Origin of the sequence: Demequina oxidasica, assembly GCF_000975115.1 — a bacterium.
In the GTDB taxonomy this organism is placed as follows: Bacteria; Actinomycetota; Actinomycetes; order Actinomycetales; family Demequinaceae; genus Demequina; species Demequina oxidasica.
In genome coordinates, this window is record NZ_BBRE01000003.1 from 131,057 (window position 1) to 149,734 (window position 18,678).

General features: G+C 64.0%; 14 protein-coding genes and 1 tRNA gene. 14 read left to right on the forward strand and 1 reads right to left on the reverse strand.

Annotation, left to right across the window (positions count from 1 at the left end):
• Window positions 1-47 precede the first annotated feature (47 nt).
• The 5 genes from AOP77_RS09530 (at window position 48) to AOP77_RS09550 (ending at window position 6,138) form a co-directional block, all read left to right on the forward strand.
• A complete protein-coding gene (locus AOP77_RS09530) occupies window positions 48-989 on the forward strand; it encodes an ABC transporter permease (protein WP_062212926.1) in 942 nt (313 codons plus the stop codon).
• Entirely contained in the window at window positions 986-2,734 is a 1,749-nt protein-coding gene (locus AOP77_RS09535) for a dipeptide/oligopeptide/nickel ABC transporter permease/ATP-binding protein (protein WP_062212929.1), read from the forward strand. The genes AOP77_RS09530 and AOP77_RS09535 overlap by 4 nt, the downstream gene beginning before the upstream one ends.
• Entirely contained in the window at window positions 2,731-3,588 is an 858-nt protein-coding gene (locus tag AOP77_RS09540) for an ATP-binding cassette domain-containing protein (RefSeq protein WP_062212932.1), read from the forward strand. The genes AOP77_RS09535 and AOP77_RS09540 overlap by 4 nt, the downstream gene beginning before the upstream one ends.
• A gap of 63 nt (window positions 3,589-3,651) precedes the next feature.
• Window positions 3,652-6,033 (forward strand): beta-phosphoglucomutase, encoded by a 2,382-nt coding sequence (gene pgmB, locus AOP77_RS12460; protein WP_062212935.1) that lies wholly within the window; start codon window positions 3,652-3,654, stop codon window positions 6,031-6,033.
• 32 nt (window positions 6,034-6,065) lie between these two features.
• Window positions 6,066-6,138: transfer RNA gene (locus tag AOP77_RS09550), tRNA-Arg, on the forward strand.
• Between the two features lie 2 nt (window positions 6,139-6,140).
• Here AOP77_RS09550 and AOP77_RS09555 read toward each other — a convergent pair.
• Window positions 6,141-7,163, reverse strand: coding sequence for a LacI family DNA-binding transcriptional regulator (locus tag AOP77_RS09555; protein ID WP_369345409.1), 1,023 nt, complete (start codon window positions 7,161-7,163; stop codon window positions 6,141-6,143).
• Between the two features lie 92 nt (window positions 7,164-7,255).
• Here AOP77_RS09555 and AOP77_RS09560 point away from each other — a divergent pair, with 92 nt between their 5' ends.
• The 9 genes from AOP77_RS09560 to AOP77_RS09600 all read left to right on the forward strand — a co-directional run bounded on the left by AOP77_RS09560 (window position 7,256) and on the right by AOP77_RS09600 (window position 18,677).
• The gene (locus AOP77_RS09560) at window positions 7,256-7,603 is read left to right on the forward strand and encodes an L-rhamnose mutarotase (RefSeq protein ID WP_062212938.1); all 348 of its coding nucleotides are present in this window, start codon (window positions 7,256-7,258) and stop codon (window positions 7,601-7,603) included.
• Window positions 7,604-7,756: 153 nt separating this feature from the next.
• Window positions 7,757-9,283 carry a sugar ABC transporter ATP-binding protein gene (locus AOP77_RS09565; RefSeq protein ID WP_062212941.1) on the forward strand — a complete coding sequence of 509 codons (1,527 nt, stop codon included), beginning with the start codon at window positions 7,757-7,759 and terminating at the stop codon, window positions 9,281-9,283.
• The gene (locus AOP77_RS09570; RefSeq protein ID WP_062212944.1) at window positions 9,283-10,341 is read left to right on the forward strand and encodes an ABC transporter permease; all 1,059 of its coding nucleotides are present in this window, start codon (window positions 9,283-9,285) and stop codon (window positions 10,339-10,341) included. Before AOP77_RS09565 ends, AOP77_RS09570 begins: the two co-directional genes overlap by 1 nt.
• The gene (locus tag AOP77_RS09575; protein WP_062212949.1) at window positions 10,334-11,440 is read left to right on the forward strand and encodes an ABC transporter permease; all 1,107 of its coding nucleotides are present in this window, start codon (window positions 10,334-10,336) and stop codon (window positions 11,438-11,440) included. Before AOP77_RS09570 ends, AOP77_RS09575 begins: the two co-directional genes overlap by 8 nt.
• Before the next feature lie 9 nt (window positions 11,441-11,449).
• On the forward strand, window positions 11,450-12,532 hold the full coding sequence (gene rhaS / locus AOP77_RS09580) for a rhamnose ABC transporter substrate-binding protein (RefSeq protein WP_062212952.1): 1,083 nt from the start codon (window positions 11,450-11,452) through the stop codon (window positions 12,530-12,532).
• A gap of 101 nt (window positions 12,533-12,633) precedes the next feature.
• Entirely contained in the window at window positions 12,634-13,800 is a 1,167-nt protein-coding gene (gene rhaI / locus AOP77_RS09585) for an L-rhamnose isomerase (protein ID WP_062212956.1), read from the forward strand.
• 46 nt (window positions 13,801-13,846) lie between these two features.
• Window positions 13,847-15,883, forward strand: a complete 2,037-nt coding sequence (locus AOP77_RS09590; RefSeq protein ID WP_062212959.1) for a bifunctional rhamnulose-1-phosphate aldolase/short-chain dehydrogenase — start codon at window positions 13,847-13,849, stop codon at window positions 15,881-15,883.
• Window positions 15,884-15,894: 11 nt separating this feature from the next.
• A complete protein-coding gene (locus tag AOP77_RS09595) occupies window positions 15,895-17,322 on the forward strand; it encodes a rhamnulokinase (protein WP_201774117.1) in 1,428 nt (475 codons plus the stop codon).
• 44 nt (window positions 17,323-17,366) lie between these two features.
• Window positions 17,367-18,677 carry an alpha-hydroxy acid oxidase gene (locus AOP77_RS09600; protein WP_152649862.1) on the forward strand — a complete coding sequence of 437 codons (1,311 nt, stop codon included), beginning with the start codon at window positions 17,367-17,369 and terminating at the stop codon, window positions 18,675-18,677.
• Window position 18,678: the final 1 nt, after the last annotated feature.

Consider the following 18,678-nt stretch of genomic DNA (forward strand, 5'->3'; position numbering starts at 1 on the left):
GCTCACCTCAGTAGAGACTCCTACTCACCACCACACTGGAGACTGACGTGGGACGCTTTATCGCGCGGCGCATACTGGCAGGAATCAGCCTGCTGTTCGTCATCACGAGTGCCGCCTATTTCCTGTTGTACTTGAGCGGCGGCGACGTCGCTCGCAACCTCTTGGGGCCCACCGCGAGCGACGCACAGGTGGCCGCGAAGGCAACTGAACTCGGTCTCGACCAGCCGCTCCTCAATCGCTACTGGGACTGGCTCAGCGGCGCCCTCACCGGGGACTTTGGAACCTCGTGGGCATCCCGCGCTCCGGTGACTGAACTGCTCTCCGGCCGCGTAGCCGTCACCCTGACCATCGTCGTCGCAGCCGTGATTGTGTCCGGAATAGGCGCCGTCGTACTCGGCTCGCTCGCCTCCTCACGAGGTGGCTGGGTGGACCGGACCATCCAAGTCGCATCGCTCGTCGGCGCAGCCGTGCCGGGATTCCTGATCGCCATGGTGCTGGTGCTGGTCGTCGCGATCAATCTCGGGTGGTTCGAGCCCACCGGCTACATCAACCCTTCGACGTCGATCACCGGCTGGCTATCGACCGCCGTGCTCCCCATCACCGCGCTTGCCGTCGCTGGTGTTGCCGGAGTCACCCAACAGGTCCGTGGGTCCATGCTGGACGAGCGCCGCAAAGACTACGTTCGCACCCTCGAATGCCGTGGCCTCTCCTCCCGGACCATCACCTATCAGCACGTGCTGCGCAACGCATCGGGGCCCGCCCTGAACGTATTGGCCCTGATGTTCGTAGCGATGTTAGGTGGAGCAGTCGTTGTCGAACAGGTGTTCTCAATTCCCGGCCTCGGCAAACTCACTGTTACTTCAACCCTGAGTAGCGACGTCCCCGTCATCATGGGCATTGTTGTGGTCACCGTCGTCCTCGTCGTCATTCTCAACCTGCTGATCGACCTATTGCAGGCTTGGCTCAACCCGAAGGTGCGCCTGTCATGACCGCTCCGCTTGCCCCAACCCCTCGCGTTGCCACACGCCGGCGCGCATCACTTCTACGATCCGTTCTTCGCCAGCCACTCGGCGCCGTCGCTCTCGCAGTGATTGCATTGTTTGTCATCGTCGCGATCATTGGACCGTGGATTGTGCCCGGCGACGCCTACACGGCACATCTGGACGCGATCCTTCTGCCGCCTGGGCCCGACCACATCTTGGGCACTGACCCCTCGGGGCGCGACGTCCTCAGCAGGCTCATCATCGCCACTCGTTCCAGCATGCTCGGTGCTGCGATCGCCCTCGTGGTCGCAGCGGCCATCGGGATCTCGACTGGTTTGATTGCCGGCTATTACCGTGGCTGGTTCGAATCTGTCTTCAGCTACGGCGCGTCGCTCTTCCTTGCACTTCCGTCGATGGTCGTGCTGCTTGCAGCACGCTCGGTCATCGGACCCAACCTTTGGTGGGCGATGGTGATCTTCGGAGTGATCGTGTCACCAGCGTTCTACCGGCTAACCTTCGCCACTGTCGCAGGCGTCCGCCACGAGCTTTACGTTGACGCCGCACGCACGTCGGGATTGTCCGACGTCCGCATTGTCGGCCGACACATCCTCTCCGTGGTTCGCGCCCCCGTCATCATTCAGGCGGCTGGAATTGCCGGTGTCGCCATCGGCATTCAGGCTGGCCTCGAGTTCCTAGGAATGGGCGACGCCAAGCTCATCACCTGGGGAGGGATGCTGAACGACGGGTTCCAGGCGATTTACCGGCAACCCTGGCTGCTGGCGTGGCCCACGCTCGCGCTAGTACTCATTTCTGTGGCCCTCACCCTCGTCGCCAACACCCTGCGTGACGTCCTGGAGCGGTCATCCAGTGCCCGCCGGTCTCGCTCCAGCGAGCAAGCGCCCGCGGTGTACACGATTCCGGCGGGGACAGCCCTGAGCGTGCGCGACCTTGAGGTCGCCTACGGCGACGACAAGGCGAAGCAGGCTGTAGTCGTACGTAACGTCAGCTTCGATGTCGCACCTGGCGAGGTCCTTGGCCTCGTTGGCGAATCCGGCTCCGGCAAGACTCAGACAGCCTTCGCCATCCTCGATGTACTGCCTGGTGGTGGACGAATTACTGCGGGTTGCGTGGCGTTGGCCGGCAAGGTCACGACCCAGGCTGAGCGAGCACATGAACGCGGACGCTCTGTCGCGTACATCCCTCAGGAGCCGATGTCTAACCTCGATCCGTCTTACACAATCGGCGCCCAGCTCACCAAGCCGATGCGCAAGTGCGCGAAGATGACCAAGACCGAGGCCAACGCTAATGCGCTGCGACTCCTCAACCGGGTCGGTATCGCCAATCCCGAGCGCGTGATGGGGCTCTACCCTCACCAGGTGTCGGGAGGCATGGCACAGCGCGTACTCATCGCGGGCGCCATTGCGACCGAACCCGACGTCTTGATCGCGGACGAGCCGACAACCGCACTGGACGTGACCGTGCAGGCCGAGGTTCTCGACCTGCTCAGGGACCTCCAGGCGGAGTTTGGTATGGCCATGGTGATCGTTACTCACAACTTTGGCGTCGTCGCGGATATTTGCGACCGAGTCGCGGTCATGCAGGACGGATCGATCGTCGAGACCGGAGACGTGGAGTCGGTCTTTGACCACCCGCAACACCCTTACACGCGCGAGTTGCTCGGCGCGATACTCGACGACGCCAGCGTCCGTGAGCTGCCTTCGCCCACGACTACGAATGGGGTGCTGTCATGACCGAGCCATTGTTGGCAGTTGAAGACCTGCGTGTCGCCTATCCAGGGCGAGGCTTTCGCTCGCCTGACACGGAGATCCTGCACGGCGTCTCGCTCGACATCACCGCCGGCGAAACAGTCGGCCTCGTAGGCGAATCCGGGTCGGGCAAGACGACGCTCGGTCGCGCGCTTCTGGGCCTCGCGCCAGTGACCGGCGGACGCATCAAGTTCAAGGGTGAGGACATCACCCACGCCGACAAGGCCGCGCGCCGACGCCTCACACGCGACATTCAGGTGGTATTTCAGGACCCCTACACGTCCATGAATCCCAACCTGACAATCGAGCAGACGCTCACCGAGCCTCTGCGAGCGAACGGAACGAGCAAACGGGATGCCCTCGACAAGGTAGCCGCGATGCTCGATGCCGTACACCTGCCCACCGACTCATTGGGGCGCTATCCCAACGAGTTCTCCGGCGGACAGCGTCAGCGCATCGCGGTCGCACGCGCGCTCACTCTCGATCCCTCGCTGATCGTTTGCGATGAGCCCGTGTCCGCCCTCGACCTCAGCAATCAGCGCCGTGTTCTCGACCTCTTTATCGAGATCCAGGAACGCACCGGCGTCGCATATCTCTTTGTGTCGCACGACCTGGCGGTAATCCGTCACCTCAGCCATCGTGTCGCTGTGCTCTACCAAGGCGACATCGTGGAGTGGGGCGGGTGCGACCAAGTGACAGCGTGTCCGGAACACCCGTATACCCAGCGCCTCCTCATGGCAGCGCCAGTTCCCCACCCGATCAAGCAGGCACGGCATCGCGCGGATCGCCAGCGAGTCCTTGCGGCGCAACGCGAAGCCGAACTGCAGTCCGGCGCTTAACACCACTTTCGCTCGACCTCACGGCGGGCACCCACCCCCAGTCCCGCTGAAAGGACAACCCCCATGTCTCTACCAAGTGCCGCCATTTTCGACCTTGACGGCGTGATTGTCGACACCGCTCCCTTGCACTTCAATGCCTGGCGCCACACCGCGGCAGAGCTGGGATTCGAGCTCGACGCCGCCACGGGCGAGGGACTCAAGGGAGTCGGTCGTGGAGACGCGCTCGAGATCGTGCTTCGCTCCGGCGGCATCGACCCCTCCACGGTCGATGCGGGCAGGCTCGCGGACCAGAAGAACGACCGCTACGTGAAGTCACTGGAGTCCATCTCCACTGCAGATCTGCTTCCGGGCGCACTCCAATTGCTGACGGACCTGCGTGAAGCCGGCGTCCCCGTCGCATTGGCAAGCGCGAGCCGCAACGCCCTCACTATCTTGGAGCGGCTCGGCATCGTCGGACTCTTCGACGCCATCGTCGACGGCAATCAGATTCTGCGCACCAAGCCCGACCCAGAGGTCTTCCTTCTTGCCGCCGAACTACTGGGAGTCGATGCCGCAAAGTGCGTCGTCTTCGAGGATGCCGATGCCGGGGTGGCTGCGGCGACCGCGGCAGGAATGAGGGTTGTCGGCATCGGTTTGCCGGGCACCCTTCTGGCGGCCGATGCTGTGGTGCCCGACCTTGCGCACGTCACTGAGACACCGGCGGCGCTCCTTCCCGACCTCAACGCGCTGCACGGGGTTCACCTTGACCGAGCACCATTCCACCTCGACGACGAGGCTCAGCAGTGGGTTCGTTCCACTCTCGCATCCTTAAATGGGGACCGGCGCGTGGGTCAGCTCTTCTGCCTACTTGCCGACCCCGACACCACCACACAGGCAGACGCGGATTTCGCGGTGGCGGAGCCCGGCGGCTACATGCGGCGCCCCTCGATGTCTCACGACGTCGTTTCCTTCAACACGTATCTCCAGAGCAAGGCCGACGTCCCGCTGCTCATCGCGGCTAACCTTGAAGCCGGCCCCCACGGCGTTGCCTTTGACCAGACATCCATGGGCTCTCCTCTCCAGGCAGCCGCTACGGGTGACGCAGAGAGTGCGCGCCGCATCGGCGAAGTCTGCGCCGTCCAGGGTCGCGCCATGGGAGTGAACTGGGCCTTCTCACCCATCGTGGATATCCAACTCAACTGGCGCAACCCCATTGTCCTCACGCGGGGCTTTGGATCCAACGCGAGTGTCGTTGCCGACATGGGCGAGGCATTCGTCAAGGGACTGCAGGACAACGGCGTCGCCGCTTCGGTCAAACACTGGCCGGGCGATGGCGTAGACGATCGCGACCAACACCTGGTCACCACTGTTAATACGTTGTCGACCGACGAATGGGACTCATCGTTTGGTGCCGTCTACCGCCGCATGATCGAAGCAGATGCGCTGACCATCATGGCCGCCCACATCGCCCTTCCCAGCTACTCGAGGGCGCTGCGTCCGGGCATCGCCGACGACGACATTCTGCCCGCAAGCCTCGCTCCAGAGATCACCACCGAGCTGCTCCGTGACCGACTTGGCTTCGCCGGCGTCGTCGTGACAGACGCGTCGCTCATGGCTGGAATGCAGATGTCGATGCCCCGTGCTCAGGCAGTTCCGCAGTCCATAGCCGCGGGTTGCGACATGTTCCTCTTCACTGAGGACTACGCCACCGACCTCGAGCACCTACGTGCCGGAATCGCAGCGGGGATCGTCTCAACAGCGCGACTCAACGAGGCTGTGACCCGAGTTCTCGCGCTCAAGGCCGCTCTTGGGCTGCACCACGCCTCGACTCAGGCCGACCTCGTTCCTGACTCACTGGCCCAGGTCAATCGCGGTCAGCACGAGGGCTGGGCCGCTGAGCAGGCGGCTCGCGCCATCACGCTCGTGAAGAGTGAGGAAGGCCTACTGCCACTTTCCGTAAGTGAGCGTCCGCGCGTCCTGCTTTACTCACTTCGCGGCGGTCCTATGCCGTCAACAGGTCCCGCGGAGAAGTTCCGGGATGCCCTCAATGAGCGCGGATTTACTGCCACGTTGCACGTCGATCCGCCCCGCGAGGAAACAATGTTCCGCCCCGTGGGCCAGGCTGGTGCCGTCACGGGCGCCGAACTCTTCGAGGGCTACGACGCGGTGATCTACGTCGCCGACATTCAGCCGTCCTCGAATTTCCACACCGCTCGCCCAGATTGGACCTTCTGGACGGCGGCGAACCTGCCGCGCTTCACTCACTCGATTCCTACCCTGTTCGTGTCGCTCGGCAACCCGTACCACCTGCAGGATGTCCCTCGTGTCAAGACGTATGTCAACGCATACGCCGCCAATGATGCGACCGTGGAGGCTGTCGTCAATTGCCTCACCGGCGCGGCACCCTTCCTGGGAACCTCGCCCGTCGACCCGTTCTGTGACTATTGGGATGCGAGGCTGACCTAGGTCAGCTTCCTGGGGCGGCAAGCCCGCGTCACGCCCTCGTAGCTCAGCGGATAGAGCACCGGTCTCCGGTACCGAAGGTCGCAGGTTCGACTCCTGTCGAGGGCACCCTATGTTGCGGCTGCGGCCGTTGACTCGCGCACCACGAGCTCCGGCTGAAACACCACCTGCTGACTGTCGCGCTCCTCACCAATATCTCCGAGCAAAAGTTCGACCGCCGTCGAACCGATGAGCTCGCGAGGCTGGCGCACGGACGTGACGGGAACCACTGCGGCGGCCGCAAAGCTGATGTCGTCGTAGCCGACCAGCGCCACGTCGCGGGGAATGCTCAGCGGCTCCGGGCCGCTCAGGAGGGCCTGTTGCACACCGAGAGCGACCAAATCGTTCGCGGCAAAGATGGCATCGAAGCGGCCGGTGCGCACTCCCGCTCCGACGCGGGCGCCGGCAGTCTGACCTGCGGCGAGAGTCAGGGCGCTCGTCTCGATGTACTCGACGCTGCCGCGGCCAGCGGCCTCGACCGCATCGCAGGCTCCGCGATACCGATCCGCCACCTGCCTGATTCTGAGCGGGCCGCCTACGAAGGCGATCTTGGTGCGGCCGATGGCGATCAGGTGCTCCGTCGCAATACGGCCTCCCGCAACATCGTCTACCGATACCGAAGGGAAGTCGCTGTCGGTGGCTCCACGGTCGACGAGCACCACGGGAATGCCTCGCGCACGCAGCCGGTGCAGTCGCGGCAGGTCGTCGCTCACGGGCGAGATCAGCACGCCGGCAACCCGCTGCGTCTCGAACAAGTCCAGGTACCGGTCCTCGCGCTCGGAGGACTCATCACTGTTGGCCAGTAGCACGCTCAGTCCCACGTCAGCGGCGGCGCGTTCCGCTCCCTTTGCGAGGTCCGTAAAGAACGGGTTGCCGACATCGAGGACGATCAGTCCGAGAGACGTGCTCTGACCTGCGCGCAGTTGGCGCGCTGCCGCGTTGGGGACGTAGCCAAGGTCGGCGATGGCACGGTTGACGCGCTCGACAGTGGCCGCCTTGACGCGGTCAGGTCGGTTGAGCACGTTTGAGACAGTGCCCGAGGACACCCCGGCGCGCACCGCCACGTCCTTGAGGCTGATTGTCACGTTATCCACGCTCCACTGTGTTGTGTTCCTTCACACTCTAATGGATGGTTCGAGAATTGACGACGATTCATTTATACTGCTGCGAGCGTAGGGTGTTGACCATGACGCGCATCTGCTTCCAACTCCAGGTCCGGCCCGAGCTGATCGACGAGTATGTCGAACTCCATCGGGCTGTATGGCCCCCAATGTTGCGTGCGATCGAGGATTCTGGTCGCACCAACTACTCCCTGTTCCTACGCGAGGACGGGTTGCTGGTGGGCTATTACGAGACCAATGACGATGTCGAATCAGCGCGCCGCCTTGCGGAAGATCCACGTACCGAGGAGTGGGAAGAACAGGCACAACGCTTCTTCGTGGCCTTGGAGGGAAGCCGGGCCGACCAGAGCGCCCCCTTGCTTCGCGAAGTATTCAATCTCGAGGAACAGGTCGCGACCTTAGACACCCAGTAGCCGCCGCCCACCACCCCATCTTCAACGCCTCAATTGGATTGCGCATGCAGCGGTATTACGGAATCGTTACCCGGCTCGGCTTGACGCATAGCCGACTGACACCTAAAGTTCTAACAAGTTGAAACGATTCAATTTGAGACAAAAGGACCGTCAATGTCGACAACCTCTGAGCCTGGCTCCGCCCAAGGCCCCGCGCTACGCCTCGACGGCGTCGCCAAGTCCTTTGGGCCCGTCGTTGCCCTCAAATTCGCCTCGCTGGACATGCTGCCGGGCAGCATCCACGCGCTGATCGGCGAGAACGGCGCAGGCAAGTCCACCCTCGTCAAAATCATCGCGGGTCTCTACCAGCGCGACAGCGGCGTCTTTGAGTACCAGGGCGACGTCGTCGATTTCTCCAACACCGCACAATCCAAGGACGCCGGCATCGCCGTGATTTACCAGGAGCCCACCCTGTTCCCTGACCTGTCGGTCACTGAGAACATCTTCATGGGGCGTCAGCCCACTGGCTCGCTAGGTCGGATTGACCGCAAGGCCATGCGTGCCACTGTTAAGGACCTTTTCACGCAGCTCGGGGTCAACATCGACCCCGACCGCCCCACGCGCGGGCTGTCGATCGCGGATCAGCAGATCATCGAGATCGCCAAGGCCATCTCGCTCGATGCTCGCGTACTGATCATGGACGAGCCCACCGCCGCACTGAGTGGCGTCGAGGTCGACCGCCTCTTCAAGGTGGCCCGCGGCCTCCGCGACGAGGGACGCGCGCTGCTATTCATTTCACACCGCTTCGACGAGGTCTTCGCGCTCTGCGACACCGTCACCGTCATGCGCGACGGAGAGTACGTCGCCACTTCCGCGATCGCCGAGACCACTGTCGAGGAAATGGTGCACCAGATGGTGGGCCGCGAGGTTGCCACCCTGTTCCCCAAGGAGCCCGCCGAGATCGGCGACGAGGTGCTCAAGGTGGAGAACCTGACGGAACCTGGCGTCTTCCACGACGTCTCATTCTCCGTGCGTTCCGGGGAGATCGTTGCGCTTGCGGGCCTGGTAGGCGCCGGGCGCAGCGAGATCGCTCAGGCGATCTTCGGCGTCGACGACTACGAGTCCGGCACTGTCACGATCAACGGTAAGTCCGTGCGCAAGCACGACCCCGCGAAAGCCATGGACCTAGGCATCGCGCTGGTTCCGGAGGATCGCCGCAAGCAGGGCGTCGTCCTCGACACCTCCGTGTCGCGCAACATCACACTCGCCATTCGCAAGACGCTCACCAAGGCCGGGCTGCTGTGGCCCACCGCAGAGAACCGTGCCGCGAGCCACTGGGCAGGACGTCTCGAGGTTAAGACAAACGCCCTCGACACCACCGTCGGTACCCTGAGCGGCGGCAACCAGCAGAAGGTGGTGCTCGCCAAGTGGCTGGCCACCAACCCCAGCCTGCTGATCGTCGACGAGCCCACCCGCGGCATCGACATCGGCACCAAGTCAGAAGTTCACCGCGACCTGTCGCGACTAGCCGGACAGGGGCTCGCCATCATCATGATTTCCTCCGAACTGCCCGAGGTGCTCGGCATGGCCGACCGCGTCCTGGTGGTCCACGAGGGGCGCATTACGGCCGAGATTGATCGCGCCGATGCAACGCCTGAGTCAGTCATGTTCGCCGCCACCCACTCGAAGGCGGTTGCGTAATGAGCATCTCCTCCACCTCAATCCTCGCCGAGTCGAACATCCTCGCCAAGCTCGGCCGCATCGGCAAGGCCCGCGAGCTCGGCATCTTCCTGGCCTTCGTCCTGGTGGTGGCAGTCACCACCATCCAGAACCCGAACTTCCTGTTCTCCTCCGATGGCTTTCGCGACCTGCTCGTGACGCCCTCGATCCTGATGATCGTGGCCGTCGGCCAGGCCATCGTGATCATCACCCGCAACGTTGACTTGTCGGTGGGCTCCGTCGTGGGCCTCAGCGCCTACCTCACCGGCCGTGTCTTCATCGACTACCCGCAGCTTCCGTGGCCCACCGTGTTCGTCATCGGCCTCGTGTTCGGCGCGCTGCTGGGCCTGATCAATGGTGCGCTGGTGGCGTTCGCGAAGGTTCCGTCGCTCGTGATCACCTTGGGAACGCTCTACGCCTTCCGCGGCATCAACGTGCTGTGGACCGGTAGCGACCGTATCAACGCCTCCGACATGCCCTCAAGCTTCCTCGCACTCGGCACGAGTTCGTGGTGGAAGATCCCCGTGATCACCATCATCGCGCTCATCGTGTTAGCGATCGCAGGCTTCTACATGTATACCCAGCGCGGCGGCCGTGAGCTGTACGCCATCGGATCCGACCCCGATGCCGCCAACCTATACGGCCTCAAGGTCAAGAAGCGCATCCTCGCGGCCTTCATTATGTCCGGTGCCCTCGCGGGCCTGGCGGGAGTGCTGTACGCCGCCCGCTACGGAACCGTGAACTCGCAGGTGGGCTCAGGTCTCGAGCTCGAGGCCGTGGGTGCCGCCGTGATCGGTGGCGTGGCTATCTTCGGAGGCTCGGGCAGCGTGTTTGGCGCCGCGATCGGCGCGTTCTTACTTCTCACCATCAACCGGGCACTCCCCGTCCTGGGCGTCCAGGACTTCTGGCAACGCGCCGTGGTTGGCGCCCTCATCATCGGCGCAATCGTGCTCGACAAGCTCGCCGCGAACAGACAGGAACGAAAACTCGTGGAACTGCGAGATACCGAGGCTGAGCAGAAGGAGGCGCAAAATGTCTAACGCCACCATCGAAAAGACCGCGCCTCGCACGTACAACGACTACGCGCAGCCACTGTGGCGCCGCGTGCTCCTCACCCGCGAGATGGCCGTCGTGGCCGCACTCATCGCGGTCTACATCGTCGCGGCCATCATGGTCCCCAACTTCTCCGCCCCCATCACCATCACGTACCTGCTGCTCGACGTCGCGGCGATCCTATTCATCGCGCTGCCAATGACCATGATCATCATCACCGGTGAGATCGACTTGTCAGTGGCGAGCGTCGTGGGCCTGTCGAGCGTGATGTTTGGCATCACCTACCAGGCGGGGATTCCCATTCCCTTCTGCATCCTGATCAGCCTCGTGGTCGGCGCCATCGCCGGCTTCATCAACGGCTTCCTGATCACTGTGGTGGGACTGCCCTCGCTGGCCGTCACCATCGGTACCTTGGCCCTATTCCGCGGCCTCGCGGTCGGCTTCCTCGGCACTACCGCGGTCACGGGTTTCCCGGAGACCTGGTCCGACCTCGCGACCTCGACCATCCCCGGCACTCCCATCCCGTCGATCATGGTGATCTTCGTGGTGCTGCTGGCGCTGTTCGCCCTACTCCTCCACGCCACCCCGTTCGGTCGCGGCGTATTCGCAATCGGCCAGTCGTCAGAGGCCGCACGGTTCTCCGGCGTGCGCGTCGAGCGCACCAAGATGAAGCTCTTCATCCTGAGTGGCATCCTCGCGGCGCTCGCCGGCGTCTACTACACGCTTCGCTACGGCAGCGCCCGCGGCGACAACGCCACCGGCATGGAGCTTGGAGTTATCGCCGCGGTTCTCCTCGGAGGCGTTTCCATCTTTGGCGGCCGGGGAGCACTCCACGGCGTCATCGCCGGCGTGCTGCTGATCGGCACACTTGCCAGCGCACTTCGCCTTGCCAACGTGACGTCTGACGTCATCAACATCATCACGGGAACACTGCTCGTGTTCTCCGTGGTGTCGCCAAGTTTCTTCGCTTGGGCGCGCTCCAAATGGGCTCGCTCACGAGGGAAGAGGGGGTCCGGCTCTGCATCCCAGGCTGCCGAGCCGCCCGCCATCACCCAACCCGATGACACCCCATCGAACAACAAGTAAGGGATCACAATGATGTTTTCTATGCAGTCCAAGAAGGGTGCCTTTGCCGCTCTCGCGGTCACGGCGGCCCTCGTCATGGCCGGCTGCTCCAGCAGCTCTGACGACACCACCGAGTCCCCCGACGCCGGCACCAGCCCCGCGGCTTCCAGCAGCAGTGACGACGCGATGACCAGCGACGCCAACCTCGCGATCACATTCCTACCCAAGAACCTCGGCAACGCCTACTTCGACACGTCCGATGCTGGTGGCGAGGAGGCCATCAACGAGTTCGGCGGCACTTACGCCGAGGTCGGGCCCGCCGAGGCGTCGCCCGATGCTCAGGTCAGCTACATCAACACGCTCACCCAGCAGGGTGTTGGCGGCATCGCGGTCTCCGCAAACGACCCCGAGGCGATTTGCTCGGCTCTGAACGATGCACGTGACGCTGGCGTCAAGGTTGTCACGTTCGACTCTGATACCAACCCCGACTGCCGCGACTTGTTCATCAACCAGGCGACGTCAGACGGCATTGCTCAAGTTCAGGTCGACATGATCGCCGAGCAGATTGGCGACGAGGGCCAGATTGCAATTCTGTCCGCCACCGCCAACGCGACCAACCAGAACGCCTGGATCGAGACCATGAAGACGATCCTCGCTGCTGACCACCCGAACATCGAGCTCGTGGACGTTGTCTACGGCGACGATGACGACCAGACCTCGTTCGACAAGACGGCAGCACTGCTGCAGACCTACCCCGAGCTCAAGGGCATCGTTTCGCCCACCACTGTCGGTATCACCGCTGCTGCTCGTTACCTCTCCACGTCTGAGTCAAAGGGCAAGGTCGCGATCACCGGACTCGGTACCCCAAACCAGATGCGTTCGTACGTTGAGGACGGCACCTGCACCGCATTCGCACTGTGGAACCCGGCCGACCTCGGCTACCTCGCTGCCTACGCCAACAAGGCGCTCATCGAGGGCACCATCACCGGCGCCGAAGGCGACTCCTTCGAGGCCGGCAAGCTCGGCTCGTACACCGTTGACGCAGACGGCACCGTGCTGCTCGGCACCCCGTACGTGTTCAACGCAGACAACATCGGCGACTTCGACTTCTAGTCGCCGCCTCGCATGCCCGGCTGGCCCCTCCCCTGGTTGCCGGTCGGGCATGCGCCCCTCGGGGCGCTCCACCACTCTTACTTCTTTAGACAGGAAATACCGTGACTAGCTTCGACTCGATCGCCTCCAGGCTTGACGAGCAGGCCATCGAACTGCCCTCCTGGGCCTTCGGTAACTCCGGAACCCGCTTCAAAGTATTCACCCAGCCGGGTGGCCCGCGCGATCCTTTCGAGAAGATCTCCGACGCCGCGCAGGTACACAAGCACACGGGCCTGTCCCCCTCAGTCGCGCTGCACATCCCTTGGGACAAGGTCGATGACTACGCCGCCCTGTCGAACCACGCGCAGGGACTCGGGGTCGCGCTGGGCACCATTAACTCGAACACCTTCCAGGATGACGACTACAAGCTGGGCTCGCTGACCCATTCCGATTCAGCGATCCGCCAAAAGGCGATCGACCACCACTTCGAGTGCATCGATGTCATGGACAAGACCGGTTCGCGCGACCTGAAGATCTGGCTCGCCGACGGCACCAACTACCCTGGCCAGGACGACATGCGCGGCCGCCAGGACCGCCTCGCCGACTCGCTGCAGCAGATCTACGCGCGCATCGGAGACGACCAGCGCCTGGTCCTCGAGTACAAGATCTTTGAGCCCGCGTTCTATCACATGGACGTTCCCGACTGGGGAACCAGCCTGGTGCAGTGCCTCGCCCTGGGCGACCGCGCATCGGTCTGCCTTGACACCGGCCACCACGCCCCCAGCACCAACATCGAGTTCATCGTGATGCAGCTGCTGCGCCTGGGCAAGCTCGGCTCGTTCGACTTCAACTCGCGCTTCTACGCCGACGACGACCTGATCGTCGGCGCCGCCGACCCATTTCAACTGTTCCGCATCATCTTCGAGGTGATCCGCGGCGGCGGCTACGGCTCCGAGGGCGACACCGCCTTCATGCTCGACCAGTGTCACAACATCGAGGACAAGATCCCCGGCCAGATCCGCAGCGTTCTCAACGTCCAGGAGATGACGGCGCGCGCACTACTCGTGGACCGCGAGGCGCTCGACGCCGCGCAGCGCTCCGGCGACGTGCTCGCCGCCAACTCGCTCATGATGGACGCCTTCTACACCGACGTTCGTGGCCCGCTTGCTGAGTACCGCGAGTCTCGCGGCCTTCCCGGCGACCCGATGGCCGCCTACCTGGCCAGCGGCTACGGCCAGCAGATCGCCGAGGACCGCGTAGGCGGAGTCCAGGCCAGCTGGGGCGCGTAAGCACCCACTCGCAATCTTCTTACAACACACAACTAAGGAATCCTCCGTGACTTCAAGCACCGCAGCAGACCTCATCGCCCGCTCCAACCGCCTGGGCGCCGACCCCAAGAACACGAACTACGCGGGCGGCAACACCTCCGCGAAGGGCACCGAGACGGATCCCGTCACGGGCGAACAGGTAGAGCTCATGTGGGTCAAGGGCTCTGGTGGAGACCTCGGCACGCTCAAGGAGGCCGGCCTCGCCGTCCTTCGTCTTGACCGCCTGCGTGCGCTCGTGGGCGTCTACCCCGGCGTCGACCGCGAGGACGAGATGGTCGCGGCCTTTGACTATTGCGCCCACGGCAAGGGTGGCGCCGCGCCGTCCATCGACACCGCCATGCACGGCCTGGTCGATGCTGCGCACGTGGACCACCTCCACCCCGACTCTGGCATCGCGATCGCGACCTCCGCCGACGGTGAGGCCCTGACTGCGAAGATCTTTGGCGACTCCGTGGTGTGGGTGCCCTGGCGCCGCCCCGGCTTCCAGCTGGGCCTCGACATCGCCGAGATCAAGGAAGCCAACCCGCAGGCCATCGGCTGCATCCTTGGTGGCCACGGCATCACCGCGTGGGGCGATACGTCCGACGAGGCCGAGTCCAATTCGCTGCGCATCATCGACACGGCTGCCGCCTACATCGCGGAGAACGGCAAGGCGGATCCCTTCGGTGAGGCACTGGACGGCTACGCCGCCCTCGACGCCGATGCTCGCACGGCCAAGGCTGCCGCGCTCGCCCCCACCATTCGCGGGCTCGCGTCTGTCGACCGTCCCATGGTCGGCCACTTCACGGACGCCCCCGAGGTCCTCGACTTCCTCGCATCGTCCGAGCACCCGCGCCTCGCTGCCCTCGGCACCAGTTGCCCCGACCACTTCCTGCGCACCAAGGTCAAGCCGATGGTGCTGGATCTGCCATCCGACGCATCGGTCGAGGATTCGATTACCCGCCTCAAGGAGCTCCACACCGACTACCGTGCGGACTACCAGGCCTACTACGACGCGCATGCCACGGACTCATCCCCCGCCATCCGAGGTGCTGACCCGCTCATCGTCCTTATTCCGGGCGTCGGCATGTTTAGCTTTGGCGCGAACAAGCAGACCGCCCGTGTTGCAGGCGAGTTCTACATCAACGCCATCAACGTGATGCGCGGCGCCGAATCGTTGTCGACCTACTCCCCCATTGGCGACGACGAGAAGTTCAACATCGAGTACTGGGCCCTCGAAGAGGCCAAGCTGCAGCGCATGCCCAAGCCCAAGTCACACGCCACGCGAGTGGCATTGGTCACCGGTGCGGCATCGGGAATTGGCAAGGCGATCGCCACTCGCCTGGCCGCCGAGGGTGCCTGCGTCGTCATCGCCGATCTTGACCTTGAGAAGGCCAAGGAGGCCGCGGCGGAACTCGGCAACACTGACGTCGCGATCGGCGTCCAGATCAACGTCGCGGACGGCGAGGCCGTCACCCGTGCCATGAACGAGGCCATCCTTGCCTTCGGCGGTGTGGACCTGGTGGTCAACAACGCTGGGTTGTCCCTCAGCAAACCGCTGCTCGACACCACCGAGGCAGACTGGGATCTGCAGCACAACGTGATGGCCAAGGGCTCGTTCCTGGTCTCGCAAGCAGCCGCACGCGCCATGATCGACCAGGACATGGGCGGCGATATCATCTACATCGCGTCCAAAAACGCCGTCTTCGCCGGCCCCAACAACGTCGCGTACTCGGCAACCAAGGCCGACCAGGCTCACCAGGTACGCCTGCTTGCCGTCGAGCTGGGGGCGTTCGGCATCAAGGTCAATGGCATCAACCCCGATGGCGTGGTCCGCGGTTCCGGAATCTTCAGCTCGGGTTGGGGTGCCAACCGCGCCAAGACCTACGGCATCGAAGAGGAGAACCTGGGCGAGTTCTACGCGCAGCGCACCATCCTCAAGCGCGAGGTTCTCCCCGAGCACGTCGCGAATGCAGCCGCCGTGCTGACTGGCCCAGACATGTCGCACACCACGGGCCTGCACATCCCCGTGGACGCCGGTGTCGCCGCGGCCTTCTTGCGATGACACCGCATGCGATGACCCACTCCGTCGCCGCCGTCGACCTGGGAGCCACCAGCGGGCGCGTCATGGTGGGCCACGTGGGCCCAAACGAGTTGCGACTCGAGGCCGTCTCTCGTTTCGCCAACGGCGGCACGATGCTCGCCGATGGCCTGCACTGGAATGTCTCGGGGCTCTTCGAGCACGCCGTAGCGGGGCTCACCGAGGCAGCGAGCCGAGTGCCGGGCATCGCCAGCATCGGCGTCGACTCGTGGGCGGTTGACTACGCGCTCCTTGATGGCGACCGCATGCTCTGCGAGCCGTTTCACTACCGGGACGATCGTACGGCCGTGGGCGTCGAGCGCGTCCATGCGCGAGTCACTCCCGCAGACCTGTACGCACGCAATGGGCTGCAGTTCCTGCCGTTCAACACCGTGTACCAGCTCGCGGCCGAGCTGAGGGGTCCGGGCCTATCCGGGGCAGACTCGATGCTGCTCGTGCCAGACCTGCTCAACTACTGGATGACCGGCAACAAGCGCGCAGAGCGCACCAACGCGTCCACCACCGGGCTCCTCCCCGTGGGTGGTAACGAGTGGGACCTGGATCTGATGCACCGCGTCGGGCTTCCGAGCGGGATCCTTCCCACACTGATCAACGCTGGTGACGAGGTGGGCCCACTACTGTCGCACCTCGTCACCGCGACCGGTCTGGGCCCGTCCACCAAGGTGATCGCGGTGGGTTCGCACGACACGGCATCGGCCGTCGTGGCGGCACCCATGCAGGGAGACGATGCCGCGTACATCTCGTGCGGCACGTGGGGCCTGGTCGGCCTCGAGTTGGATAGCCCCGTCGTCACCGAACGCGCACGCGAGGCGAACTTCACCAACGAGCGGGGCGTCGATGGCACCACCCGCTTCCTCCACAACGTCATGGGCCTGTGGCTCCTGAGCGAGACCATGCGCGAGTGGGAGGCCGCAGGAAGCGCGCCACCATTGACGACCGTCTTGGCGCAGGCAGCTGACGTCACTCGCTCCGTTCCGGTTTTTGACGCCAACGACCCGCGCTTCCTCGCGCCTGGACCCATGACACCCCGGATCATCCAGTGGTGCGCAGAGAACCACGTGGCGCCGCCGGCGTCCCAGCCGGAGTTTGTGCGGAGCATCATCGAGAGCCTTGCGGATGCCTTCGCGTTGGCGATCGCTCAGGCCAGCGAGCTTGCGGGTCGCCCGGTTCGCACCGTGCACATCGTGGGCGGCGGCTCGCTCAACGAACTCCTGTGCCAGCGCACCGCGGATCGCCTTGGCCTGACGGTCGTCGCCGGCCCCGTCGAGGCCACGGCCATCGGCAACGTGCTGATTCAGGCGCGGGCGCTAGGGGCTGTAGATGGCACACTGGAGGGAATGCGCGAACTAGTGCGCAAGACTTTCGCAGTGAAGCGATACACGCCAAAGGAGCCCACGCGGTGAAACTGGAACGTCATCTTCCCCGGCCGCGTGAGCTCGCGCAGTTGATGCACTTCAAGCGTTTTGAGACCGATGGGCGTGCGCGTCGGTTGGCGAAGGCTCACACGATTGCGGATCTGCGGGCGATTGCTAAGCGCCGCACTCCCAAGGGTGCGTTTGACTACGCCGATGGTGCGGCCGAGGCCGAGTTGTCGTTAGCTCGTGCCCGTCAAGCCTTTAGGGATATTGAGTTCCATCCCGCGATCCTGCGCGACGTATCCGCCATGGACACCTCGGTAGAGATCTTTGGCGAGCGCTCTGCACTTCCCTTTGGCATCGCCCCCACCGGCTTTACTCGCATGATGCAGTCCGAGGGCGAACGTGCCGGAGCTTGCGCCGCAGGTGCCGCCGGCATCCCGTTCTCCCTGTCCACCGTGGGCACCACGTCTCCCGAAGGTGTGCATGAAGCCAACCCTCACGGTCGCAACTGGTTCCAGCTCTACATGCAAAAAGACCGCGACAAGTCGATGTCGCTGGTGCAACGCGCCGCCGACTCCGGCTTCGACACGTTGCTGGTCACCGTGGACGTCCCCGTCGCCGGTGCACGCCTGCGAGACAACCGCAACGGCTTCACCATCCCCCCACAGCTCACCCCCTCCACGGTGCTCAACGCGATTCCCCGCCCCGAGTGGTGGATCAACTTCCTGACCACCGAACCGTTGACCTTCGCCTCACTGAGCGAATGGGACGGCACCATCGGTGAACTCCTCAATGAACTCTTCGACCCCACCATCACGTTCGAGGACCTCGCGTGGATTCGCGACCAGTGGCCCGGAAAGGTTGCCGTGAAAGGCATCCAAACCATCGCCGATGCCCGCAAGGTCGCAGACATGGGCGTGGACGGCATCGTGCTGTCCAACCACGGCGGACGCCAACTAGACCGCGCCCCCATCCCCTTCCACCTACTGCCCGCCGTGCGTGCCGAACTCGGCGACGACTTCGAGATCGTCCTCGACACCGGCATCATGTCCGGCGCCGACATTGTTGCCAGCCTCGCGATGGGAGCCAACTTCACCCTCATCGGCCGCGCCTACCTCTACGGACTCATGGCCGGCGGACGCGAAGGCGTAGACCGCACCATCGAGATCCTCACCTCCGAAACCGTCCGCACCATGAAACTCCTCGGCGTGTCCTCCATCGACGAACTCAACCCCGCACACGTCACGCAACTTCAACGGCTCACATCCATTGCGCGCGAACCGGGTCAGGTATCACAGCCGCAAAATACTGTGAAGACCAACACCGTCACGCAAAAGCGAGCCGCCGCAGCATCGGCCGCGGTGTCGAGCCACGCCAATCCGCGACGGCCCAAGCCATAAC

Coding starts and splice junctions, on each gene's coding strand:
- AOP77_RS09575 (WP_062212949.1), top strand. CDS start 10,334: ATGTCTAACGCCACCATCGAAAAGACCGCGCCTCGCACGTACAACGAC.
- AOP77_RS09540 (WP_062212932.1), top strand. CDS start 2,731: ATGACCGAGCCATTGTTGGCAGTTGAAGACCTGCGTGTCGCCTATCCA.
- AOP77_RS09565 (WP_062212941.1), top strand. CDS start 7,757: ATGTCGACAACCTCTGAGCCTGGCTCCGCCCAAGGCCCCGCGCTACGC.
- AOP77_RS09560 (WP_062212938.1), top strand. CDS start 7,256: ATGACGCGCATCTGCTTCCAACTCCAGGTCCGGCCCGAGCTGATCGAC.
- AOP77_RS09570 (WP_062212944.1), top strand. CDS start 9,283: ATGAGCATCTCCTCCACCTCAATCCTCGCCGAGTCGAACATCCTCGCC.
- AOP77_RS09600 (WP_152649862.1), top strand. CDS start 17,367: ATGCACTTCAAGCGTTTTGAGACCGATGGGCGTGCGCGTCGGTTGGCG.
- rhaS (WP_062212952.1), top strand. CDS start 11,450: ATGATGTTTTCTATGCAGTCCAAGAAGGGTGCCTTTGCCGCTCTCGCG.
- AOP77_RS09535 (WP_062212929.1), top strand. CDS start 986: ATGACCGCTCCGCTTGCCCCAACCCCTCGCGTTGCCACACGCCGGCGC.
- AOP77_RS09595 (WP_201774117.1), top strand. CDS start 15,895: ATGACCCACTCCGTCGCCGCCGTCGACCTGGGAGCCACCAGCGGGCGC.
- pgmB (WP_062212935.1), top strand. CDS start 3,652: ATGTCTCTACCAAGTGCCGCCATTTTCGACCTTGACGGCGTGATTGTC.